General features: G+C 74.5%; 19 protein-coding genes and 1 pseudogene. 4 read left to right on the top strand and 16 right to left on the bottom strand.

Annotated elements, in window-relative coordinates:
- Window positions 1-57 precede the first annotated feature (57 nt).
- From fusA to QJR14_03800, 10 genes and pseudogenes are all read right to left on the bottom strand, one after another.
- Window positions 58-2,130 (bottom strand): elongation factor G, encoded by a 2,073-nt coding sequence (gene fusA, locus QJR14_03755; GenBank protein MDI3316722.1) that lies wholly within the window; start codon window positions 2,128-2,130, stop codon window positions 58-60.
- 147 nt (window positions 2,131-2,277) lie between these two features.
- On the bottom strand, window positions 2,278-2,766 hold the full coding sequence (locus QJR14_03760; protein ID MDI3316723.1) for an Lrp/AsnC family transcriptional regulator: 489 nt from the start codon (window positions 2,764-2,766) through the stop codon (window positions 2,278-2,280).
- Between the two features lie 102 nt (window positions 2,767-2,868).
- Window positions 2,869-4,191 carry a thymidine phosphorylase gene (locus QJR14_03765; GenBank protein ID MDI3316724.1) on the bottom strand — a complete coding sequence of 441 codons (1,323 nt, stop codon included), beginning with the start codon at window positions 4,189-4,191 and terminating at the stop codon, window positions 2,869-2,871.
- Window positions 4,188-4,637, bottom strand: a complete 450-nt coding sequence (locus QJR14_03770) for a cytidine deaminase (protein MDI3316725.1) — start codon at window positions 4,635-4,637, stop codon at window positions 4,188-4,190. Before QJR14_03770 ends, QJR14_03765 begins: the two co-directional genes overlap by 4 nt.
- A 149-nt stretch (window positions 4,638-4,786) precedes the next feature.
- Complete coding sequence (locus tag QJR14_03775; GenBank protein ID MDI3316726.1) at window positions 4,787-5,344, bottom strand: lytic transglycosylase domain-containing protein; 558 nt, start codon at window positions 5,342-5,344, stop codon at window positions 4,787-4,789.
- A 574-nt stretch (window positions 5,345-5,918) separates the two neighbouring features.
- Entirely contained in the window at window positions 5,919-6,341 is a 423-nt protein-coding gene (locus QJR14_03780) for a zinc ribbon domain-containing protein (protein MDI3316727.1), read from the bottom strand.
- A gap of 137 nt (window positions 6,342-6,478) precedes the next feature.
- The gene (gene bshA, locus QJR14_03785) at window positions 6,479-7,606 is read right to left on the bottom strand and encodes an N-acetyl-alpha-D-glucosaminyl L-malate synthase BshA (protein MDI3316728.1); all 1,128 of its coding nucleotides are present in this window, start codon (window positions 7,604-7,606) and stop codon (window positions 6,479-6,481) included.
- 3 nt (window positions 7,607-7,609) lie between these two features.
- Complete coding sequence (locus QJR14_03790) at window positions 7,610-8,218, bottom strand: hypothetical protein (GenBank protein MDI3316729.1); 609 nt, start codon at window positions 8,216-8,218, stop codon at window positions 7,610-7,612.
- 155 nt (window positions 8,219-8,373) lie between these two features.
- Window positions 8,374-8,760 (bottom strand): annotated as a pseudogene (locus QJR14_03795) (HD domain-containing protein).
- A gap of 233 nt (window positions 8,761-8,993) precedes the next feature.
- On the bottom strand, window positions 8,994-10,634 hold the full coding sequence (locus QJR14_03800; GenBank protein ID MDI3316730.1) for an S-layer homology domain-containing protein: 1,641 nt from the start codon (window positions 10,632-10,634) through the stop codon (window positions 8,994-8,996).
- A gap of 374 nt (window positions 10,635-11,008) precedes the next feature.
- Here QJR14_03800 and QJR14_03805 point away from each other — a divergent pair, with 374 nt between their 5' ends.
- Genes QJR14_03805 through QJR14_03815 form a run of 3 tightly spaced genes read left to right on the top strand, consistent with a single transcriptional unit; the run spans window position 11,009 to window position 12,835 of the window.
- Window positions 11,009-11,467, top strand: coding sequence for a hypothetical protein (locus QJR14_03805; GenBank protein ID MDI3316731.1), 459 nt, complete (start codon window positions 11,009-11,011; stop codon window positions 11,465-11,467).
- Window positions 11,464-11,862 (top strand): hypothetical protein, encoded by a 399-nt coding sequence (locus tag QJR14_03810; protein ID MDI3316732.1) that lies wholly within the window; start codon window positions 11,464-11,466, stop codon window positions 11,860-11,862. The genes QJR14_03805 and QJR14_03810 overlap by 4 nt, the downstream gene beginning before the upstream one ends.
- A gap of 22 nt (window positions 11,863-11,884) precedes the next feature.
- Entirely contained in the window at window positions 11,885-12,835 is a 951-nt protein-coding gene (locus QJR14_03815; GenBank protein ID MDI3316733.1) for an FAD:protein FMN transferase, read from the top strand.
- 661 nt (window positions 12,836-13,496) lie between these two features.
- On the opposite strand, the gene QJR14_03820 is transcribed toward QJR14_03815, so the two are convergent.
- Genes QJR14_03820 through glpX form a run of 5 tightly spaced genes read right to left on the bottom strand, consistent with a single transcriptional unit; the run spans window position 13,497 to window position 19,694 of the window.
- The gene (locus QJR14_03820; protein MDI3316734.1) at window positions 13,497-14,048 is read right to left on the bottom strand and encodes a mismatch-specific DNA-glycosylase; all 552 of its coding nucleotides are present in this window, start codon (window positions 14,046-14,048) and stop codon (window positions 13,497-13,499) included.
- On the bottom strand, window positions 14,045-15,901 hold the full coding sequence (locus QJR14_03825; protein MDI3316735.1) for a glycoside hydrolase family 125 protein: 1,857 nt from the start codon (window positions 15,899-15,901) through the stop codon (window positions 14,045-14,047). The genes QJR14_03820 and QJR14_03825 overlap by 4 nt, the downstream gene beginning before the upstream one ends.
- A 2-nt stretch (window positions 15,902-15,903) precedes the next feature.
- Window positions 15,904-16,533 (bottom strand): lysophospholipid acyltransferase family protein, encoded by a 630-nt coding sequence (locus QJR14_03830; protein MDI3316736.1) that lies wholly within the window; start codon window positions 16,531-16,533, stop codon window positions 15,904-15,906.
- A gap of 11 nt (window positions 16,534-16,544) precedes the next feature.
- Window positions 16,545-18,680 carry a penicillin acylase family protein gene (locus QJR14_03835; GenBank protein MDI3316737.1) on the bottom strand — a complete coding sequence of 712 codons (2,136 nt, stop codon included), beginning with the start codon at window positions 18,678-18,680 and terminating at the stop codon, window positions 16,545-16,547.
- 21 nt (window positions 18,681-18,701) lie between these two features.
- Window positions 18,702-19,694: a class II fructose-bisphosphatase gene (gene glpX, locus QJR14_03840; protein MDI3316738.1), complete on the bottom strand. Its 993-nt coding sequence runs from the start codon at window positions 19,692-19,694 to the stop codon at window positions 18,702-18,704.
- A gap of 194 nt (window positions 19,695-19,888) precedes the next feature.
- Here glpX and QJR14_03845 point away from each other — a divergent pair, with 194 nt between their 5' ends.
- A complete protein-coding gene (locus tag QJR14_03845; GenBank protein ID MDI3316739.1) occupies window positions 19,889-20,827 on the top strand; it encodes a DMT family transporter in 939 nt (312 codons plus the stop codon).
- On the opposite strand, the gene QJR14_03850 is transcribed toward QJR14_03845, so the two are convergent.
- Window positions 20,771-21,724, bottom strand: a complete 954-nt coding sequence (locus QJR14_03850; protein MDI3316740.1) for a hypothetical protein — start codon at window positions 21,722-21,724, stop codon at window positions 20,771-20,773. The two genes, QJR14_03845 and QJR14_03850, sit on opposite strands and share 57 nt — an antisense overlap.

The following is a 21,724-nucleotide window of genomic DNA, read 5'->3' on the forward strand; positions in this document are numbered from 1 at the left end:
AATGCGGGCAGGGGCACCGTCTGCGCCCCTGCCCGCCCCGTCTTCGACGCGCGACCGCTACTCCGCCGCCACCCCGCTCAGCTGCCGGCTCCGCTCGATCACCTGCTGGGCGATGTGGGAGGGCATCTCCTCGTAGCGCACGAACCGCTGCCGGAAGCGGCCCCAGCCCCGCGTCATCGAGCGCAGGTCCACGGCATAGCGGAGCATCTCGGTCTCGGGCACCTCGGCGCGGACCACCTGGTGCTCCCCGTCCCGCTCCATGCCCAGCACCCGGCCGCGCCGCCGATTGAGATCGCCGAGCACGTCCCCCAGGTACTCCTCGGGGACGACCACCGTCACCTCGTCGACGGGCTCCAGCAGGACCGGGTCGGCCTCGTGGAAGGCCTTCTTGAAGGCGAGGGAGGCGGCGATCTTGAAGGCCATCTCCGACGAGTCGACGGGGTGGTAGGAGCCGTCGTCGAGGGTGACGCGGACGTGGGTGACCGGGTAGCCGGCCAGCACCCCCTCCGCCATGGTCTCGCGGACGCCCTTCTCCACCGCGGGGATGTACTGGCGGGGGACCGCGCCGCCGAAGATCTTGTCGACGAAGTCGAACTCGGCCTCGGGAAGCGGGTCGATCTGGAGGAAGACGTGCCCGTACTGCCCGTGGCCGCCCGTCTGTTTCTTGTGCTTCCCCTCGGCGCGGGCGTGCTTCCGGATGGTCTCGCGGAAGGCGACCCTGGGCTCGACCAGCTCCACCTCCACCTGGAACTTCCGCCGGAGCCGGTCGCGGAGCACCTCCAGGTGGACGTCGCCCATGCCGGAGACCAGCACCTGGTGCGTCTCGTGGTTCCGTTCCACCCGGAGCGACGGGTCTTCCTCGAGGAGACGGGCCAGTCCGGCGCTCACCTTGTCCTCGTCGCCGCGGGCCTTGGGTTGGACGGCCATGGTGTAGACCGGCTCGGGGACCGGGAGGGGCGGCACCTGGAGCCGCGCCTCCGGCGTCGTCAGCGTGTCGCCGGTCTGGGTGACCGCCAGCTTGGCCAGCGCCACGATGCTCCCTGCCGTCGCCGACGCCACCGCCTGCTGCTCCTTGCCCTTCAGGACGAAGATCTGCGCCACCCGCTCCGCCGCCTCCCGGTTGACGTTCCAGACCTGGGAGTCGGCCCGCAGGGTGCCCTGGAAGATGCGCAGGACGGAGAGGCGGCCCACGTACGGGTCGGTCTGGGTCTTGATCACCTGGGCGCAGAGGGGCGCCCCGGGATCCCCGCTCAGCTCCGCCGTCGCACCGCCGGGCCCGGAGACGGCCAGCGCCCGGCTGCGCGCCGCCGGCTCCGGCGCCAGGCGGAGGATCTGCTCCAGCGCTTCCTCCACGCCCAGATCGGAGGTGGCGGAGAGGGCGAAGGCCGGCACGAGGTCGCCCGCCCGGACGGCGGCGACGAGACCCCGCTCCAGCTCCTCGGGGCTGAGCTCGCCCGCCTCGAGATAGCGCTCCAGCATCGCCTCGTCCTGCTCGGCGGCCAGCTCGAACAGCTGCTGCCGGTACCCGGCCGCCTGCTCGAGGAGCTCAGGGGGAGCCTCGATCTCCACGCGCCTGCCGCCGGCGCGGCCCCAGGCCTGGCCGCTGAGGACGTCCAGGACGCCGCGGAAGCCCGATTCGGCTCCCACAGGAAGGGTAAGGGGCACCAGGCGGGAGCCCGCCAGGGATCGGAGCGGCTCCAGCGCCCCGTCGAAGTGGGCTCGCTCGCGGTCCATCTTGTTGACCAGGACGAAGCGCGCCAGACCGGCCTCGCCCGCGCGGTCCCAGGCCTGCACGCCGCCCACCTGGGGGCCGGCGGAGGCGTCCACCACCAGGGCGGCGGCGTCGGCGCCGCGGAGGGCCGCCAGCGACTCGGCGGCGAAGTCGAAGTATCCGGGCGCGTCCAGGAGCGTGAGTGGCTGGTCGTGCCAGCGCAGGGTGGCGAAACCGGTGAAGAGCGAGATCTTCCGCTGGACTTCCTCCGGCTCGAAGTCCAGGGTGGCGTTGCCGTCCTCCACGCGCCCCCGCCGGCCCACCGCCCCTGCCAGCGCCAGAACGGACTCCGCCAGGGTGGTCTTGCCGGAACCGGAGTGGCCGACGAGGGCCAGGTTGCAAGGCACCGATCTGGTCATGGCTCAGCCCCCTCTGGATCGGAGGCCGAGCCCCCGGGGATCCGGGACGCCGCCCTCTCGGCTCCGACCCCGACTGCTGCTGAGTCGGTTCGGCCCCGGCACCCTGTTCCCTGCCGCCGGTCCCCTCGCAACTTCTGGCGGGAGGGCTTACGTCTTCTCCGCCAGCGCCCGCTCGGGCCGGTAGCCGGCGATCCCCCAGGTGAAGCTCTGCTTGAAAATCCTCAGCTCCAGCGAGGTGGCGGTGTCCACGATGCCATCGATGGCGGCCAGATCCTCGATCAGGAAGCGCGACAGCTCCTCGTTGGAGGCGAAGTAGGCCTCGACCAGGATGTCGAAGTCGCCCGTGGCGGCGGCCACGTACCGGACCCTGGGCATGGCGCAGAGCGCCTTGACCACGTCCTCGTGGCGGTGGGTCTCGACGTTGATCCCGATCAGGGCCGGGGTGCGGAAACCGATCTGGAAGGGGTCGGAGACCGCGGCGATGTGGATGATCCCTTCCTGGACCAGGCGCTGGAACTTCCGGCGGATGGTCCCCTCGGTGACGCCGATCCGCTTGGCCAGATCGACGAAGGACATGCGGCCGTCCTCCTGCAGGAAGAGAATCATCTCACGCTCGGTCCGGTCCAGCTCCACCATCGCTTTCGGCCTCCTCGGGCGGCCTGCGGCCGGAGGCCGCGCCCCTCCACGCTTGCGGCCACCCCGCGCCCGCCGCCGGTCTACGCTTTTCGCCTCAGTATTCTACCCGTCTTCCGGATTCCGCACGATACCCAGCACGGGCCGCAGCGGCGGCACCGGCTCCTCCGCCACCCGGACGCCGGCAGCCACGTGGCGCACGGCGTCCCGCGCGGCTTCCTCGTCGCGGGCGAGGAAGCGGACGAGCGGCTGCCCCTTCTCCACCCGCTGCCCGACCTTGGCCAGCACCACGGCGCCGACGCCATGGTCGACCGGATCGCCCTCGCGCCTCCGGCCGGCTCCCAGCGACATGACCGCCTCGCCCACGCGGCGGGCGTCCAGCCGCTCCAGCCAGCCGGAGGCGGGAGCCGCCAGCTCGGCCTCGACCGGCGCCAGCGGCAGGCGCTCCGGCTCCTCCACCACGCGCGGATCGCCGCCCTGCGCCTCGACCATGCGCGCCAATCGCTCCAGGCCGGCGCCCCGCGACCAGGTCTGGCGCACCTGGGCCAGCGCCGCCTCCTGGTCCGGCGCCCTGCCGGAGAGCAGGAGCGCCTCCGCCGCCAGCGCCTCGGTGCAGGCGCGCAGGTCCGGTTCGGCCCGCCCGGCCAACGCCTCGACGGCCTCACGCACCTCCAGGGCGTTGCCCACCGTCCGGCCCAGCGGCTGCTCCATCTGGGTCAGCACGCCGTGGACGGTCAGGCCCAGCTCCCGCCCCGTGGCCACCAGGCTCCGCGCCAGGCGGAGCGCCTCTTCCTCCCGGCTCATGAAGGCGCCGGAGCCCACCTTGACATCGATCACCACCGCGTCCGCACCGCCCGCCAGCTTCTTGGAGAGGATGCTGGCGGTGATCAGGGGGATGGAGTCGACGGTGGCGGTCACGTCGCGAAGGGCGTACATGCGGGCGTCGGCGGGCGCCAGCCGGGCGGAGTGGCCGGCGACCACCAGGCCGATGCGGCGGGCCTGCGCCAGCGCCTCCTCCGCCTCGAGGCGGGTGCGGAAGCCCGGGATGGACTCCAGCTTGTCCAGGGTACCGCCGGTGTGGCCGAGGCCGTGGCCGGAGAGCTTGACCACCGGCAGGCCCAGCGCCGCCAGGAGGGGAATGGCCACCAGCGTCACCTTGTCGCCCACGCCGCCGGTGCTGTGCTTGTCCACGTGCGGCCCGGGGAGGGAGCCGAGATCGAGGCGCTCGCCCGTGGCCGCCATCGCCTGCGTCAGCGCCGCGGTCTCCGCCGGACTCATCCCCCGCCAGAGCACCGCCATCATCCAGGCAGCCATCTGGGCGTCGCTCACCTGGCCGGCCATGTACGCCTCGATCCAGGCGCGGATGGCGCCTGCGGGATGCTCCTCGCCCCGCTTCTTCGCCTCGATGAAGTCGACGGGCCGGCTCACCGGGAACCACCCCCGCGGCCGGGGCGGGTGGCCTCCGGGTCGGATCGGGCGTCCCGGAGCCCGGGCGGTGCCAGCCGGAAGGTGCGGGGGAGCAGCTCTTCCAGTCGCAGGAGGAGAGGGGTGCCGTCGGCCCGTTCCAGGATGACGGGCAGGTCCGGGTCGGCGAACTCCGCCAGCGTCTGCCGGCAACCGCCGCAAGGCAGGCATTCCGGGCTGTCGGGGCTGACCACGGCCAGCGCCCGGATCCGCCGGGCGCCTGCGGCCACCGCCGCCGCCACCGCAGCCTGTTCGGCACAGGTGGTCAGCCGGTAGGAGGCGACCTCCACGTTGCATCCGCTGAAGAGGCGCCCCTCCTGATCGAGCAGCGCCGCCCCGACGCGGAAACGCGAGTACGGCGCCCAGGCGTGGAGGGCCACCTGGTGCGCCGCCTTCAGCAGTCGTTCCATCTCCTCGGGAGCCGGTCGCGGAGCAGGCGACGGCCCCCGGTCGGGGGTGCCAGCCTGCGAACCTGCGGACGCCATCTCGCGCTCACCTCCGGCCACCCGCCAGCCGGCGGGCGGCGGGCGCCGGGCCTTATGTTACACCGTCGGACGCCTCAGCTGGGCACGCGGTCGCGGCTGGACGGGCTGGGGGGTGAGGGGGGATCCGACCTGGCCGGGGCGGCCGCCGGCGGCGCCGGCGTCTCGAGGCGGTGGTGGACGCGGTCGACGATGGTCAGCACCGCCAGGGCATACCCGCTGGGGGCGGCCCAGGTGGAGCCGGCGTTGTAGGCGGTCAGCGCCAGGGCCACGTCGCCGCCGTTCTGCCGGATCAGCCGCGCCAGGTAGGCCGTCCCGTAGCGGACGTTGGTGACGGGGTCGAACAGGGCGGAGAGCTGCAGCTCGCCCCCGCCCATCAGGTTCCGGTGGATCCAGCGGGCGGTGGAGGGGAGGATCTGCATCAGCCCGATCTCACCGGCGGCGCCGCGCGCCTCCGGGTTGAAGCCGCTTTCGTGGCGGATCACGGCGTAGATCAGCCAGGGGTCGAGCTGGTGGCGCCGCCCCTCGCGCACGATCGTCTCGGCCACCAGCGAGACCTCTCCCGGGCCCATGGAGGTGCCGCCCGCCCGGATCGCCGCCGCCAGCTGGGAGGCCAGCCCCTCGCCGTCCTCCACCACCGGTCCGCGCCCGTTCGGGCTTTCCCCCGCCGCCGGGCCCGCCGGCTTCGCCGCCTCCCCCGGGGCCGCAGGCGCCCCGGGCGGCGGAGAGCCGAGAAGGGACGGTGCGGGCCGGGGACGTAAGTGGGGATCCTCCTCCCCGCTCACCCCGCCCAAGGTGAGGCCGGCTCCGGCGGCAGGGTCGTTCGCCGCAGCCGGAGCCGCCCTCACCTCCCGGGCTGCAGGAGCCGGTGCGACCGCGCGCGCCAGGGCTGCGCCCCCGGCCGCCGAGAGGCCCACCGTGACGACCACCCATCCAGCCACCAGACGCCGCCGTGCGGACACAAGGATAGCCTCCTTCCTCCACATCTCCGGGACGTTCAGTCCCCTGCGGCACGGGGCGAGTATGTGCAGGAAGATCAAAAGTTACTCGCCCGGAGCGAGGAGGTGGATCGTTGGAGGCCTCTCGGACCTACGCTGAGGGAGTTGCAGCAAGCTCGCGGAGCGGAGGAGTGGCAACATGCAAGGACGGCCCGGATCCGGGCCGTCCTTCTCCTGTCTCTACCTTTTTCGACAGCGCAGGGTCGCCCGATCAGGCGCCGGGGACCTGCTCCTTCGCGGGCAGCCGGTTCCCGCAGTGGTAGCAGAAGCGCCATTCCTCGGCCACCGGCGAACCGCACCAGGGGCAGTAGACACGGCTGTCCGAAACAGCCGCCGCCACTTCCGCCGCCTGTCCGCCACGGCGGCCCCGTGCAGCCCCGCGGGCGCCCGTCCGGCCCCGACCCCGGGTGGCCAGCCGCGCCACGCCGCTTCCCGGGCGACCGATCTCCATGCCCAGCCGGCCGCGGTTCCGCGTCTCGATCTGGCCCTTCTCCCGCCACTTGTTGAGCAGGTAATAGAGCTTGCTGCGCTCGACGCCCAAGCTTTCAGCCAGCTCCTGCACCGGGACGGAGAACTTGCCGCCGCCCTCGTCGCATCGCCGCAAGATTTCCTCCAGCAGCTGCTGTTCGTCCATGGATGCTCCCCCTTGCGTGGAACCTTGCGTTTACCCTGCAAAGATATTCGATCCGGGCGCTCGACGCAAAGGGAATCTTTCGAACGGAAGGGGGGAGGGTCGACCGCTTTCATTGGTCATGACGGCGCTCACGACGGTCACCCGGCCAGGCTCTGATAGAGACGCTCGTAGCTTCCCACCACCTGCTCCACACCGAACCCCTCCATCGCCCTCCGGCGCGCCGCGCGACCGATGGCACGGCGGCGTTCCGGGTCCCGGGCCAGGGCCACGATCACGTCGGCCATCCGCTCTTCCTGCTCCGGAGGGAAGAGGAAGCCGGTCTCGCCGTCCACCACCACCTCCGGCAGCCCACCCCGGTTCGAGGCGATCACCACCGCTTCCGCGGCCATCGCCTCCAGCGCCACCAGTCCGAAGCTCTCGGTCTCGGACGGCAGGAGGAGCACGTCGGCCTCCCCCAGGAGCGCGGTCACGTCGTCCTGACGCCCCAGGAAGCGGACCCGCTCCCCCACCCCCAGCGCGTCCACCGCCGCCTCGGCGCTGGCCAGCTCCGGTCCGTCGCCGACCATCAGCAGCCGCGCCGGCACAGAGGCCGCGACTCGGGCGAAGATGCGGACGACCGCCTGCACCCGCTTGACGGGGCGGAAGTTGGAGACGTGGCAGAGCACGAGCTCGCCCGGCGCGGCCCACTCCTTCACCAGCTGGCGCCGCGGCCGGCGGCGGTAGACCTCGGCGTCGACGAAGTTGGGGATGACCTGGGGTCTGGGCACGCCCAGCTGGCGGACCGTCTCGTCCGCCAGCCAGCGGGAGACGGCGGTGACCGCGTCGCTCTCCCGGATGCTGTGCGCGGTCACCTCCCGGAAGGAAGGGTCCCGTCCGATCAGGCTGATGTCGGTTCCGTGGAGCGTGGTCACCACCGGCGTCCGCAGGGGCCGCAGGATCTCCCGCGCCAGCTCCGCGGCCGCCGCGTGGGGGATCGCGTAGTGGACGTGGAAGAGGTCGATCCGTTGCCGGCGGGCCACGTCCACCAGCTTGTTGGTCAGCGCCAGCTCGTACGGCGGGTAGTCGAAGAGCGGGTAGCGGGGGACCTCGACGCGGTGGAAGCGGATCAGGCGCTCCACCTCCGTCCCGGGGCGACGAAGCCGGAAGGGCAGCTCGTAGCTGATGAAGTGGACCTCGTGACCTCGCCGCGCCAGCGCCAACCCCAGCTCGCTGGCCACCACGCCGCTCCCGCCGTACGCCGGGTAGCCGACCATGGCGATCCGCATCGCTCACGCCGCCTCCATGGCCCGCCGGAGGAGCGGCGCCAGGCGCGGGCGGAGCTCCTCGGGCGCGTACCAGACGATCGCCTGGCGCGGCACGGTGAGGGCGGCCACCGTGGGCGAGAGCTCCTCCAGGGGGACGGGACGTCCCCTCTCGTCCTCCACCCAGATGGGTGGCGAGCCCGCGCCGGCCCCCTGGTACGGCGCGTACCCGGGCCGGCCGGTGCGGTCCAGGTGCAGGTAGAACTCGGGGTCGCAGCCGGCCGCGCGCACCTCGTCGGCGGCAAGGCGATGGGCCTCCGCCACCGCTTCCTCGTCCACCTCCCGGAAGGTCCGGCGGTAGACGGGTTTGAAGAGCCGCCGCTCCAGGAGCCGCCGGCTGAGGTCGGCCAGGATCGGGTCGGGTCCCTCCCGCCAGCGCTTCAGCGCCACCCAGAGCTCCACGTCGTCCAGCTCGAGGTACTCCTCCACCCCCGCCGTGCCGAGAAGGATCGGAGCCAGCGGTGCCTCACGGGGGAGGAGACCCTGCCGGCAGAGAAGGCGGGCGCGGCGGACGACCGCCTGGAAGAGCCGCTCGGCGCCGCGCGTGGTCTTGTGGTGGTAGACCTGCTGGTACATGTAGTAGCGGGCGAAGAATACTCCTCCACGGTCCAGACGCCCTTGTGGAGGACGACCGGATGCTCCTCGTGCACGCCCCCCAGCACGTGGATCAGCTGGCCCACGTCGAAACGACCGGCGCTGGCGCCGGTGTAGAGCGAGTCCCGGACGAGGTAGTCCATGCGGTCCACGTCCAGCTGGCTGGAGATCAGGTGGTGGAGGAGGGGCTCCCGCCTTCCCTCCAGCACCGCCGCGATCCGCTCCGGCAGCTCCCGGTCCAGCGCCTCCAGCCGGCGGTGGATCTCCGTCTCGCCGAGGAGGATCCGCCGTCCCCAGCTCTCGTGGCCGAGGCCGCCGGTCGACTCGGCCTCCAGGGCATGGGAGAGCGGCCCGTGGCCCAGGTCGTGGAGGAGCGCCGCCAGCGAGCCCAGCAGCCGCTGTTCCGGCGTGAGGCCCACCCCCAGCCGGCCCAGCTGGTCGGCCACCTCCCCGAAGAGGAACATGGCCCCCAGCGCGTGTCCGAAGCGCGAGTGCTCCGCCCCGTGAAACGTCAGGAAGCTCATCCCCAGCTGGGCGATCCGGCGGAGGCGCTGCAACTCCGGCGCGTCGACCACCGGCACGATCTCCGCCGGGACGCGGATCAGGCCGTGGACCGGATCCCGCAGCACCTTGTCCCCCCGCATCGCCGTCCCCCCCAGACGACGGACGGCCGGGGCGCCCGCGCGCCCCGGCCGCCGGCTCACCTCGCCGCCCTCGCCCTCAGGCCCGGGCGGGACCCTCGAACCCCCGGACCCTCTCAGGGCAGTGCCTGCCGGATCACGCCCCACCAGTCCGGCGTCTCATAGCCGAACTTCCAGATGGCAGCACCCGCCAACCCGTATTGTCGCACCAGGCCCAGCTTGGCCGCCAGGCCGGCGTTGTCGGTGAACCAGACCTCGTGCCGGACGCCGCTGCTATCGGTGTAGAAGAACTGCGTCTCGCCCAGGTCGGGATGCGGAATGGGCTGGACGCCGTACTTCGCGATCAGGTTGCGCGCGCCTTCAATGTACCAGGCCCTGGTGGGCTGGCCCGGCGCCCAGTCGTCGGCATAGGCCGGGATGCCGAGAAGGATCTTCTGCGCCGGTGCCTGCTGGACGGCCCAGGCGAGCCCCTGCTGCATCCACGGAAGCGAGCCGACGGGTCCGGGAGCGCTGCCGGGGTAATGCTGGTCGTAGGTCATGATGATCAGGTAGTCGGCTACCTTGCCCAGCGCAGCATAGTCGAAGTCGTGACCCCAGCTGTTGGCGCTGGCTGCGTCGCGCCAGGGCAGATCGATCGTCAGGAGCAGGTTCTGGGCGTGCAGCCGCTGGGCCAGCGTCGTCGCGAACTGGGTGAAGAGATCCCGGTCGGCGTTCTGCAGGTACTCGAAGTCGATGTTGACGCCGCTGTAGCCGCGGCTGGCGACGGTCAGGATGTTCTGGATCAGCCGCTGCTGTGCGGCCGGGTCGGCCAACACCCGGTGGATGCCGGGACCGCCGAACAGGCTCACCCGGAAGAACAACGGCTTCTGGTGGTCGCGCGCCCACTGGAAGAGCGCCGGGCTGTCGCTGCCCACGAGCGTGCCGGCTCCACCCGCCGAAGTATCCACCGTGTATCCCATGGTGATCACCCAGTTGATCCGGTCGGCACCCGCGTCGAGCGAGTCCAGATCGCCGGAGGACGCCCAGCCGGTCAGGATCGTTCCCGGTGTGGGCGCCGGTTTGGGCGGCGGCTGGACGCCCAGGAGCTGGAAGCGTACGTCCATGAAGCGGACCAGCATCGTGACCGTCTCCGCCCGGGTGGTGGCGTCGAAGGGCGCGTAGAGCGCCAGCTGGCCCGGCGCCGAGGGCCTGCCGGTGATGATGTTCTTCTTCACCGCGGCGCTGGCCTCGTTCGCCCAGGCGGGGATGGCGTCGTGATCCTGAAACTCCCAGAAGTACCGCGGCTCCGGCGTGACGCCCAGCTTCTCGAGGGCCCGGCCGAAGATGACGCCCATCTCGGCGCGGTTGAGCGCCCGGTTCGGCAGGAAGTACCCGCCCGGATAGCCCTTGAGGACGCCCGCCTGGACCGCCGCGGCGACCAGTCCCCGATCCTCGGCGGGAATGCTGCTCCAGTCGACGAAGGGCGCCTTCTGCGGCGTCACCGGTTGGAGTTCCAGGGCCCGTGCCATCCAGACGGCGAAGGCCTCGCGCGTGGTCGCCGCGTCCGGACGGAACTTGCCGTCCTCCGGGACGGTGAGCACGCCGGCCGACTGGGCGGCCAGGATGTAAGCCTCGGCCCAGTGCCCCCCGATGTCGGTGAAGCTCTGGGGCGACTGGGCCGAGGCGAAACCTGCCGGCGCGCCGGCCGCGAGCAGGACGGCCAGGAGCAGAACCGCCAGGGTCCGGAAGAGACCCGGTCGGTAGAGACGAACGGTCAAACGGACGACCTCCCCGGGGCCTCAGGCTCCGAAGGAGGTCCCCCTTCCTCCGGACGCCTGGTGCGGAATGTGACAGTAAGGGAGAGTTGCCTCCACGGGCGAGGCTACCATGGCTGGAAGAGCCGCCTCAATCGGAGCGCGCGAAGCGTAACCAACTTGTAATCCCTTTCGCGATCTGTCAGGAAGGTTGCGGAAGGTTTCTGAACCGTTGCCTGGGATGGACGTTCTTCGCACCGGCGGGGGACGGCTACGTGGCCATGCCACTTCTTACCCGTTTCTCAGGTTCCCCTTGGCCGGCCGTGAGAGCCGCCGGGTACCTTTGCCCCCGAGGCTGGACCCGTGGGAGGAAAGGGTCCGGCGGGAGGCGTGAGGCGATGGCACGAGTGGGACGGACGCTGGCCGTACTGGGGGCCGTGGGCGCCTTCGTCGCCGGGGGGGCCGCCGCGCTGCGAGACGCCCCGGGGGTGGTCCAGGCCGCTCCCGGCACCGCTTCCTCGGGCATGTCGACGGCGCAGCTGAAGGCGCTCCAGGAGAGCCTGAGCCGGCAGGTGGCGGCCCAGGAGCAGACGCTCTCCTCGCTCAACGACCGGGAGCGGCAGCTGGAGCAGGCGCTGGCCGCGGCCCAGCAGCAGCTCCGGCAGGAGCAGGCGCTCCTCGCCCGGGCGCGCCAGGCCCGGCTCCAGGCCCAGCAGGCCGCGCAGGCGGCGCCGCGCGTGGACACGACGACCGGCGCCTCTTCCAGCCGCGGCGACGAGGGAGAGCGCGAGCACGACGGCATCTCCTCCTTCTTCGGGTCCGGGGAGGAAGAGGGCTCCGAGGGGTGGGGAGAATGAGCCGCCGGGCGCGGCACGCGGCGCAGCCCGGCCCGGTGACGCGGCTCGAGCTGCGCCGGAGGCGGATGGCCCGCTGGACGGCCGGATGGCTGGCGGGCGCGCTGGCGCTCTTCGGCGGAACGGTGGCCTGGGCGGCGGGCCATCCGCCGCGCCCGGCCCATCCCACCGCCGCCAGCCGCCGGGCGTCCCAGGCGGACCTTCCTCCCGAGCTCCGCCAGCTCCTCCAGCGCTCGCAGGAGCTGGACCAGCGGCTCCGCACGGCCGAGGTGCAGCTGACCGCGCTGGACCGCCGGGCCCGCGCCGCCGCGGGGCAGGCGGCCGCGCTGCCCCCGCCCCCTCCGGCGCCGAGCCTTCCGTCCATGCCGCAGGTGCAGACGACCACGGGCGCCAGTTGACCGGGCCGAGGAAGCGATCCTCATGGGCGAGTGGCACGGCCGCGCCATGGCGACCGAGATCGAGATCCGCACCGTCGAGCCGCCGGGGGCCCCTGCGGGGGTGGAACGCCTGGACGAGGCGGCGCGCCGGGCGCTGGCCCGGTTCGCCGAGGTGGAACGGGTCTGCACCCGCTTCCAGCCCGACTCGCCGCTGATGCGGTTCAACCGGGGCGGCGACGGCTGGCAGGAGGTCGACCCGCTCCTCTACCGGGTGGTCGCCCTGGCGGCGCGGGCCCGGCGACGGACCGGCGGCCGCTTCGACCCGCGCGTGCTGGAGGCGCTGGTCAGGATCGGCTACGACCGGACGCTGCCGGTCGGGCGGGGAACCCTTCGCCTCCCCGCTCCCCAGGGCCGGGCACGGCCGCTGCGAGACTCCGGCTGGCTCCAGCGCCGGCCGCGACGGCGCGCGCTCCGGCTGCGGGGGGCGCCGCTCGACCTGGGCGGGATCGGCAAGGGCTACGCGGTCCGGTTGGCCGCGCGGGAGATGGCGCCCGTCTCGGGCAACTTCCTGGTCAACGCCGGGGGCGATCTCGTCTGCCGGGGCCCCGGACCGGAAGGGGACGGGTGGCGCGTGGGGGTGGAGGATCCGCGCGGGGGCGCGGCCCCGGTGGCGGTGCTGGCGGTCCGGGACCGGGCGGTCTGCACCTCCTCCGTCCGCCGCCGGCGCTGGCTGGCCGGTGACCGGCCGGTCCACCACCTGATCGACCCGCGGACCGGCGAGCCGGCCGCCTCCGGGCTCCTGGCGGTGACGGTGGTGGGCGCGGATCCGGCCTGGTGCGAGGTCTGGTCCAAGGCGCTCTTCGTGGAGGGGGCGACGGGGGTGCGGGAGCTGGCGGAGCGCGAGCGACTGGCCGCCCTCTGGGTGACGGAGGAAGAGGAGCTGGGCTGGAGCAGCCGGATGGCGCCCTTCCTCATCTGGAGGGCCGCGGCATGAGCGCGGGACGGCAGGGCGCGGTGGAGGCCGAGCGGAACGAGGGCGGCCTCTCGATCCCGGGGTTCTTCCTCGCGCTGGGCGCGGGCTGGCTGGCCGGCTACCTGCTCGGGACGCTGGCCGCGCCCTTTTTCGGCAGCCGGACCTTTCCCTGGGTGGTGGCGCGGGCAGCCGGGATGAGCGCCTATGTGCTGCTGGAGCTGGCCGTCCTCGCCGGCCTCGCGCTCTCCCACCCGTGGCGCTGGGGCCGGCGGCGCCCGTCGCCCGACTTCCTGTACCGGACGCACTCGGTCCTCTCGCTGGCAGCGCTGGCGCTGGTGGCCACCCACGCCGTCGCCCTGGCGCTGGACCCCTTCGTCCAGGTGGGCTGGCGCGGTGCGCTCCTGCCCGGGGGCGCGGTCTACCGGACGGGTCCGGTGGCGGCCGGCGTCCTGGGCGCCTACCTGGCGCTCCTGGGCGCGGTGAGCGCCGGGCTCGGCCCGGCCATGGCCCGCCGCTGGGGCCCACACCTGGGACGGCGGCTCTGGCTCCCGCTCCACCGCGTGGTGCTCCTGGCCTGGGTGCTGGCCTGGTTCCACGGCGTCCTGGCAGGAAGCGACACCCCCGCGCTCCGCGCCTTCTACGCGGTCAGCGGCGGGCTGGTCGTCCTCCTGGCCGCCACCCGCTACCTGGCCCGCCGGCCGCAGGCGGCGGCCAGCTCGCCCCAGACGGCCAGCTGGACGGCGGAGGGGACCGTGCTCCGGGCGGATGGGTTGGGCAGGCAGGCGACGGGCAGGGGACCCCGGGAGAGCTCCAGCTGACCCGCGTCGGCCGACCAGTCCAGGGGAGCCGAGCGGGGAAGGCCCAGCACCGCGCGGGCCACGTCCTTGCCGAGGCAGGCCAGGCGTCGCGGCCGCCAGCGCTCCGCCTCCGCGCGGAGGCGGCGGCCGCCCTCGACCATCTCCGGCCAGCCCAGGTCGGCCGACCCGGGCGTCACCCGGTCGACCAGGTTGACGATGCCGATGCCGTAGCGGGGGAGCTCCCGGTCCTGTTCGGGCGCCAGCTCCACCGGCGTCCAGCCCGAGCGGGCCAGCATGCGCCAGAAACGGTTGCCCGGGCCGGCGAAGTGGTGGCCGGTCAGGCCGCTCCGCCGGCCCGGGTTGTAGCCCACCACGAGCAGGTCCAAGCCGGGGGCCAGGACCGGCGGCACCCGCCAGCCGGCGGGGCCGGCGCTCACGCGTCCGCCCCCAGCCGGCGGAGAAGCGCCGTGCCGAGCCACCCCGCGCAGGTGGCGAAGGCGGCTCCCGTCGCCGCGGAGCCGTCCTCCTGGCGGACCGTCTCGCAGGCCAGGCCGCCGTCCAGTCGCGCCTCGGCCAGCTCGCGCAGGCGGCTCTCCACCTCCCAGCCGGCCAGGAGGTCGCTCACCGCCGCCAGCAGCCAGGGGTGGTCGGCGTGGGGCGAGCGCGCCCAGGGGAAGCGGCCCCGCGGCCCGTAGGGGTTGGCCGGGGAGTGGATCCAGCGGGCCGTCGCCTGCTGGATCGGGTCGCCGGAGTCCACCGCCCCGTAATACGGGAGAAGCATCAGGCTTCCCGCCGGTTCGTCGCCCGCCAGCACCCGCCCCCGGCCGTCGAAGGCGTACGCCCACATGGGCCCGAAGGGGCCCTCCGTCACCGCCAGGCGGCGGAGCTCGGCCAGGACCGCCTCCGCCTCCTGGCGCCGGAGGAAGGCGCCGGCGCGGTCTCCCTCCAGCTCCCGCACCCGGGCCAGCGCCCGCCAGGCGGCCGCCACCAGCGCCATGTCGTAGGTGAGATAGGGCGGGTCGGCCGGGTCGTCGCTGGGGTTGAGGAAGGTGCGGTAGAGCGGTCTCCCCCGCTCCCGCGCTCGCAGGAGCCGCGCCTCCACGGCGGCGAGCCGCTCGCGCACCTCCGGCTCCCTCCAGATGCCCTCGTCGCCCGTCGCCTCCTCATAGAGGCGGGTGGCGACCGGGAAGGCGGCCAGCTGGTCCAGCTCGAAGCCCGGGTAGAGGAGGCTCCCGTCCAGGTAGAGGCTGTGCTCGCCGGCGTTCCGGCCGTACCGCCCCCATGCCTGCAGGAGCGCCTCCCGCGCCCGCGACGGGTCCGCCAGGGTGAGGCCCGGCAGGCTCCAGAGCAGCGCGTCGCGGTTCCAGTGGGCGCCCGCCACGTAGTAGCGGGGCGAGCGCGAGGTGACCCAGACGCGCGCCTCGTCGTCCACGGTCCGCCCGGTGGCGAAGTGGAGGTTGAAGAGAAGGTTCCGGACGGCGCGCCAGGCGAGCGGGTCCCGCCGCCAGCGGCCGCCGCTCGCCCGGTCGGCCCGGGCCCGGGCCGCCTCCTCCGCGCTCCGCCAGAGCGCCGGGAAGCCGTGCCGCGCCAGGTCCACCGCGGCGGTGGCGGCGCCGTCGGCCTCGCGGCCGGCGCCCACGTAGGCGACCAACCGGGCTTCCTCCCCGGCGCCGAAGCGGGCGGCGAGGAGCAGCCCGACCCCCGCCCCGCCGCCCTCGCCCACGGTCTCGGCCGTCGTCGCCGGCTCCGCCCGCACCGCCAGGGCCGCCAGCGGCCCGTGGCCCCGCGCCTCCGCCACCCAGCTCCCCGTCCAGCGGTCGAAGAAGGTTGCGACAGGGGCGCCGCTGGGCCGTCGGCGGAGCGCCGCGTAGGCGGGGGAGGCGAGGCACCAGCGGAGCCCCAGCTCCACCGGCCGCCGCTCCCCGCCCGCCGGCTCCGCCTGGAGCGCCAGGGCGAAGCCGCGCCCTTCCTCCGGGGCGGCGATCTCCCAGCGGAAGCGGTAGCCCTCCGCCTCCGCCAGCAGGCGGATCGCCCAGAGGGGGCCGTCCGGCCAGGGTTCGGGCCGCCACTCCGGCTCGAGAGTCCTTCCCTCCATCCGGAGCTCCGGCGCCACCAGCGGGCGCTCGCCGGCTCCGCGCCACTCCAGCAGGCCGGCCAACCGGCCGTGGAGGAGGTTGGCGGAGAGGACGGCCCCGTCCGCGACGCGCACCTCGGGCAGCGCCACGAAGTCGTTCCCCGTCACCAGCGGCGGGTCGGAACGCTCCACCGTCTCCGGCACCGTCCGGATCACCGTCAACCGGGCAGCACTCCCCCCGTCGGCTCGTCGATGCCCGCCAGGCGGCGGAGCCGCCGCCGCATCCACTCCACCTCCGCCGCCACCTGCTCGGCCACCCGCTGGTGGTCGGCCGCCTCCTCGCGGCTGAAGCGGAGCGGCCGCCCGAACCAGACCCAGGCCCGGGAAGGAAGCGGCTGGTTGGTCCCCTCCACCGCCATCGGGACCACCGGCGCGCCGGTGTGCTCCACCAGGAAGCCCACCCCGCCCCGCGGCCGGAGCGGCACGCCGCTCCGGCTCCGCGTGCCCTCGTAGTGGACGCCCAGCACCCCGCCGTCCCGCAGCACGCGGAGCGCCCGGCGCATGGCGTTCAGGTCGCCGCGGCCGCGGTCGACGGGGATGGCGAAGGCGTTGATCGCCTGGGCGACCAGGGGGTAGCGGAGGAGCTCCTGCTTGGCGAAGAAGTGGACCGGGCGCGGGCAGATCACCGCGATCAGGACGGGATCCGCCGCACTGATGTGGTTGCCGGCCAGGATGACCGGTCCCTCGGGCGGCACGTTCTCCCGCCCGTAGACGCGGCTCCGGTAGCGGAGCCAGAGCGCCGCCCCCACCAGCGGCTTCAGAACACGGTAGGCGGTCTCGGCCGCCATGGAACCCCACCTCACAGCCGGCGCGGTTCGGGCCGGAGGATCTGCCGCGCCGTACCCCGCCTGCCGGCCACCCGCACCGGATCCAGTTCGAACCGGTGCGCCCGGCCGTTCAGCCAGTCGCGCAGCCCGTCGTCGAAGTGGGCGCTTCCCGGGTGGCCCGAGGCGCCGCCGCAGAGCCTCCCCTCGAGCCACCCCCCCGACCCCAGATCCGCCACCATGCTCCATACCGAGCCGGCCACCACGTGGAAGGGGCGCGCCGGATCGGCCACCGCCGCCTCCACCGTGGTCTCCGAGCCCGGGACGGGGAAGGGGCCCCGCCCGGCCCTGCCTCCCGGAGCGGGCGAACTCTCCGCCACCGCCGGGCGGAGGACGTGGAGCGCCCCCCAGCTCCAGCGCCGCGGCTCGGGTCCCAGCCGGCGCTCGGCCCAGGCGACCGCCCGGTGAAAGGCGCCCGGCGCCGCCGCCCGACCCGCCTCGCCGGCCACCCAGGCAGCCGCCCCCGCCGGGGCCGCGGCGGCCCGCAGCCAGTGCGCCCGCAGCCGTTCCGGAAGCGGCCGGCCCGCCATGGCCAGCGCCGCCTCCCGGAGGAAGAGGTGCCAGACGAGGGGGCCGGCCTCCTCCGCTTCCTCCCGGGCGCCCGCCGCGATCCACGCTTCCAGCAGCGCCAGCGCCGTCTCTTCCCCCGCATCCTGGACGGCTCCGCGCAGAACCGGAGCCAGCCGGTCCCAGAGCAGAGCGGGCAGCGGATCGGCCCGTTCCGCCAGGATCTCCGCCATCTCGCCCGCACCCAGGTCGTCCCGCGCCCGAAGCCGCTCCGCCAGCCTCCGGTAGCGGGCGGTCCCGCGAACCCAGCCGGGCGCGCCTCCCTCCCAGCCTTCCTGCTCCGCCAGCACCCGCTGCCCGGCCGCGGCCAGCCAGCCGGCCGCCGGATCCTCCACCGCCGGGGGCCGGCCGTCGGCCTCCCGGGGGTCCAGCAACCGGTAGAGGATGTGGCCGGCGGCGTCGGCCGCCACCAGATGGAAGCGCCCCGGGGGCGCCGCCGAGAGCGCCTCCGCCACCTCCCGCGCGCTCCCCGCGCGCAGGCAGCGGAGCAGGGGACCGACCCGGTCACCCGGCGCCCGCCCTCGCCAGGCGAGCCGGAGGGGTTCGAGCCCCCGGCGCAGGCGGGCGTTGATCTCCACCGCGGGCCAGGCCTCACCGGCTTCGCCGGGGACGGCGCGTGCCCGCGCCGCGGGGTCGTCGCGCCGCAGCCGGTGCCCGCTCTCGGGTTCGGCCGGGACGAGGAACCAGGCCACCGACGGGCTCCGGCCCATCCAGAGGCCGGGCAGGCCGGGCACGGCCACGCCGGCCACGTTGATGCGGCCGTCCAGGCTGAGCAGATGGATCGGGTGGAGCAGAGGCGGCAGCCGGAGGGGCAGTTCCAGGCTGCCGGCCAGGAGCGGCCTGCCGCTCTGCGCCCTCCGCCCGGCGACGGCCCAGGCGGCGCCGCCGCGCGTGCCGGGCCAGCCGGCGCCGGAGCGGAGAACCAGGTCGGCCAGGTCCAGCGCCTCCTCCCAGGCGCCGTCCTCCTGTTCCAGCCGGAGCGCCAGCTCCACCAGCTCCGCGTAGAGCTGGCCGCCCTCCAGCCACCAGGCCAGGAGCCGCTCCACCGCCAGGGAGTCCTCGACGCTCCAGGGGCGGGGGAACGCGGGCCCCAGGAGTCGCCAGCCGCCGCCGATCCCGGCCTGGAGGGCGGCGTTGACCCCGTCGGCGTACGCCTCCAGAGCCAGCCTGGCCTCTCCATCCAGGAGCTCGGCCGATTCCTCCGCCGCCTCGAGGAGCCCCAGATTGCGCATCAGCCGGTCGAGCGGCTCCGACGCCGGCCCCTCGACCTCGGCCAGGCGGCCGCGGGCCCAGCGGCGAAGGTGGTCCAGCTGCCAGAGGCGATCCTGGGCGGTGCAGTAGCCCTGGGCGAAGAAGAGATCCCAGTCGGTCCGGGCCGTGACGTGCGCCCAGCCCCGGTCGTCCCGGGCGATCTCCGCCTCGGCGTCGAGGCCGGCGACGGTGCGGTTGAGGCCCACCCGCCGGAGCCAGCGTTCGGTGACGGCCAGCAGCAGGCCGGCCGCCCCCGCGGCCATCCAGCCTGCCAGCCCCCTCGATTCGGCCATTCCCCTCTCCCCGCCTGTCGCTCAGGCGCTCGCCGGCCGCCGGAAGGCCGGCAGGTCGCGCAGAACGGGCTTGCGCTCGGGATGGTGGAAGGCTCGCACCCGCCGGACCGTGCCCGTCCAGGCCCGCATCACCAGCGTCTCCGTCTCCGCGCCGTTCCGGGCGAAGCGGACGCCGCGCAGCAGGCTCCCCGGGGTGATGCCCGTGGCGCTGAAAATGACGTCGTCGCCGCGGACCAGCTCGTGCATGGTCAACACCTGCCCCGGATCCCGGATGCCCATCGCCTGGCAGCGGGCCGCTTCCTGGTCGTCCTGCGGGAGGAGCCGGGCCTGGAGCTCGCCGCCCAGGCAACGAAGCGCGGCCGCTGCCAGCACCCCCTCGGGCGCGCCGCCGATGCCCAGCAGGAGGTCGACGCCGCTCTCGGGCAGCGCCGTGGCCAGCGCGGCCAGGACGTCGCCGTCGGAGATGAATCGGATGCGCGCGCCCACCTCGCGCACCTGCCGGACGATCTGCTCGTGGCGCGGCCGGTCGAGCAGGATGACCGTCACCTGGGAGACCTCCTTGCCCAGCGCCTTGGCGACGCGCCGGACGTTCTCGGCGGGCGGTGCGTCGATGTCCACCTTGCCGGCGGCCTCCGGCCCGACGGCGATCTTCTGCATGTACATGTCCGGCGCATGGAGGAGCGTTCCCCTGGGCGCCACCGCCACCACGGCGATGGCGTCCGGGAGGCCCCGGGCCACCAGGTTGGTCCCCTCCACCGGGTCGACGGCCACGTCCACCCTCGGTCCCCGCCCGGTGCCCAACCGTTCGCCGATGTAGAGCATGGGCGCCTCGTCCATCTCGCCCTCGCCGATGACCACGGTGCCGTCGATGTCCACGTTGTCGAAGAGCGCCCGCATCGTCTCCACCGCAGCCCCGTCGATGGCCTCTTTGTCGCCGCGCCCCATCCAGGGCGCAGCCGCCAGGGCCGCACCCTCCGTCACGCGGACGAACTCGAGCGCCAGCTCTCGCTCCAAAGGCAAAGGGAGATCGCCGTCCTCTCTCGAATTCCGCATTTCGTCCCTTCCGCCGGCCCGCATCGCCCGGCTGCGCCGGGCGTCCGGGGCGTTCGCAAGGCCGGCTGGTCCGACTGGGGGGTTCTCGCTTGCCCGGCCCCGCACGAACGCCCGCTCTCCAGCCTACCGCCTCCACGCCTGCGCGGGGCACGCCGTTGGCGGGGCTTCTCGTCGGGGTGGCCGCCATCTCGTCGGCGGCCATTCTGACCCGGGCCTCGCTCTCCGACCCGCTCCTGATCGCGCTCTGGCGGCTGCTTCTGGCGGCCCTGCTCCTGCTGCCGGTCAGCCTCCTCCGCCACGCGGGCGCCGCCTTCCGGCTGGGCGGACAGGCGCTTCCCACGCTGGCCTCGGGTCTGGCGCTGGCCGTTCATTTCGCCGCCTGGAACCAGTCGCTCCTGCTCACCAGCGTGGCCAGCTCGGTCACCCTGGTCACCGTCCACCCCGTCTTCATCCTCCTCTGGGACCGCTGGCGGCTGGGGCGCTCCGCGCCCGCCGCCGCCTGGTGGGGATCGGCGCTGGCCGTGATCGGAAGCGGCGTGGTGGGGGGAGCCGACTGGCAGCTCTCGCCCCGGGCGCTGCAGGGCGACCTGCTGGCGCTGCTGGGCGCCGTGGCCATGGCGGCCTACCTGCTCCTGGGCCGAAGAGTGCGGCGGCAGGCGGAGGCGCTCCCCTACTCGGTGGTCGTCTACCTGACCGCCTCCGCGGTGCTGGCGGGCTTCCTTCTCCTGGCCGGCCGCCCCCTCCTCCCGGCCGGGAGCCGGGAGTGGGCGCTGATGGGCGGGCTGGCGGTAGGGCCCACCGTCTTCGGCCACACCGTCTTCAGCTGGGCGCTGGGTTACCTCCCCGCCCAGCTGGTCTCCGTCAGCATCCTGGGCGAGCCGGTGGGGGCGGGCCTTCTGGCCTGGCTCCTCCTGGGCGAGCGACCCTCGGCGGGGGCGATCCTGGGCGACCTCCTGATCCTGGGCGGGATCGCCCTCAGCCTCCAGCCGCCCGCCGGCGGCTGGAGGGCCGGGCCGAGGGAGGTCGCCGGCAAGGGGTCAGGGGCAGCCGTCGACGCCCGGCCGGGCACGCAGCCCGAGCAGGGTCAGGGCTGAGGCGACCAGCCCCGCCTCCGGCTCCGGCGCCATCTCGGCCAGGCGCAGCCAGCGGAGCTCGGCCTCGTCGCGGCGGCCCAGGCAGGCGAGCAGCCACGCCTCCAGCGCAAGGCCGGGAGCGTCCTGGCGGCCGCCCAGCGGTTCCTCGCCCTGGCGCGCCAGCAGGCGGAGGAAGGATCTCCCCCGCGCGTCGACCACGTCGAAGGGGAAGCCCGCGGCCAGGAGCGGAGCGCGCGCGTCCGCCGGGGCTTCCCCGGCGGCAACCTCCTCGAACGCGGGCTGGACCTTCCTCCAGACGTCCACCAGGCGCGCCGCCAGGGGAGGGATGGCAAACCAGCGATCCATGGCGTTCAGCCCGCCGTAGACGGCGGCCCAGGCGGCCGCGCGCCCGGCCCGCTCCGCCCCTCCCCCCGCCTCCCGGTCGGGCGGCTCTTCCGCCGCCTCCATCTCCTCGACCAGGGCCAGGAGGCCGTCCACCGCCTGGCGGACGGGGCGCGCCAGCCGTCCCGGCACCGCCGCCGCCCCCTCCGCGGCCAGGTGTCGCGCCAGCGTCCACAGCCAGAGCCCCACCGCCCCGCCGGCGCGCACCCACTCCCGGCGGCCGCCCGGCAGGTCGGCCGCCCGCCGCACGGCCCGGGGACCGTAGCCCAAGGGGAGCCAGGCCGCCTCTCCCCGCTCCGCGCCGGCGCGCCGGATCAGCTCCGCCGCCCAGCGGTGAAAGGCGCGCACCCGTTCCACCTCGCCCGCCCGGTCCAGGGCGTAGGCCGCCCACGCCCCGGCCGCCAGCGGCGCCCAGCCCGGGGTGGCCAGGAAGGCGCCGTTGGCCCGCTGGCGCCGGCGGAGCGCCAGGAGCAGCTCCTCCTCCCGCCCGGGAAGGCGGGGAGGCCCCTCACCCAT

The organism is Bacillota bacterium (assembly GCA_029961055.1).
Taxonomy (GTDB): Bacteria; Bacillota; Sulfobacillia; order JAIMAT01; family JAIMAT01; genus JAIMAT01.

Bases quoted from the DNA above. Each gene is read 5' to 3' on its own strand.
- fusA (MDI3316722.1), bottom strand. From the start codon at position 2,130: ATGACCAGATCGGTGCCTTGCAACCTGGCCCTCGTCGGCCACTCCGGT.
- QJR14_03760 (MDI3316723.1), bottom strand. From the start codon at position 2,766: ATGGTGGAGCTGGACCGGACCGAGCGTGAGATGATTCTCTTCCTGCAG.
- QJR14_03770 (MDI3316725.1), bottom strand. From the start codon at position 4,637: ATGGAACGACTGCTGAAGGCGGCGCACCAGGTGGCCCTCCACGCCTGG.
- QJR14_03780 (MDI3316727.1), bottom strand. From the start codon at position 6,341: ATGGACGAACAGCAGCTGCTGGAGGAAATCTTGCGGCGATGCGACGAG.
- bshA (MDI3316728.1), bottom strand. From the start codon at position 7,606: ATGCGGATCGCCATGGTCGGCTACCCGGCGTACGGCGGGAGCGGCGTG.
- QJR14_03790 (MDI3316729.1), bottom strand. From the start codon at position 8,218: ATGTACCAGCAGGTCTACCACCACAAGACCACGCGCGGCGCCGAGCGG.
- QJR14_03805 (MDI3316731.1), top strand. From the start codon at position 11,009: ATGGCACGAGTGGGACGGACGCTGGCCGTACTGGGGGCCGTGGGCGCC.
- QJR14_03810 (MDI3316732.1), top strand. From the start codon at position 11,464: ATGAGCCGCCGGGCGCGGCACGCGGCGCAGCCCGGCCCGGTGACGCGG.
- QJR14_03815 (MDI3316733.1), top strand. From the start codon at position 11,885: ATGGGCGAGTGGCACGGCCGCGCCATGGCGACCGAGATCGAGATCCGC.
- QJR14_03830 (MDI3316736.1), bottom strand. From the start codon at position 16,533: ATGGCGGCCGAGACCGCCTACCGTGTTCTGAAGCCGCTGGTGGGGGCG.
- QJR14_03835 (MDI3316737.1), bottom strand. From the start codon at position 18,680: ATGGCCGAATCGAGGGGGCTGGCAGGCTGGATGGCCGCGGGGGCGGCC.
- QJR14_03850 (MDI3316740.1), bottom strand. From the start codon at position 21,724: ATGGGTGAGGGGCCTCCCCGCCTTCCCGGGCGGGAGGAGGAGCTGCTC.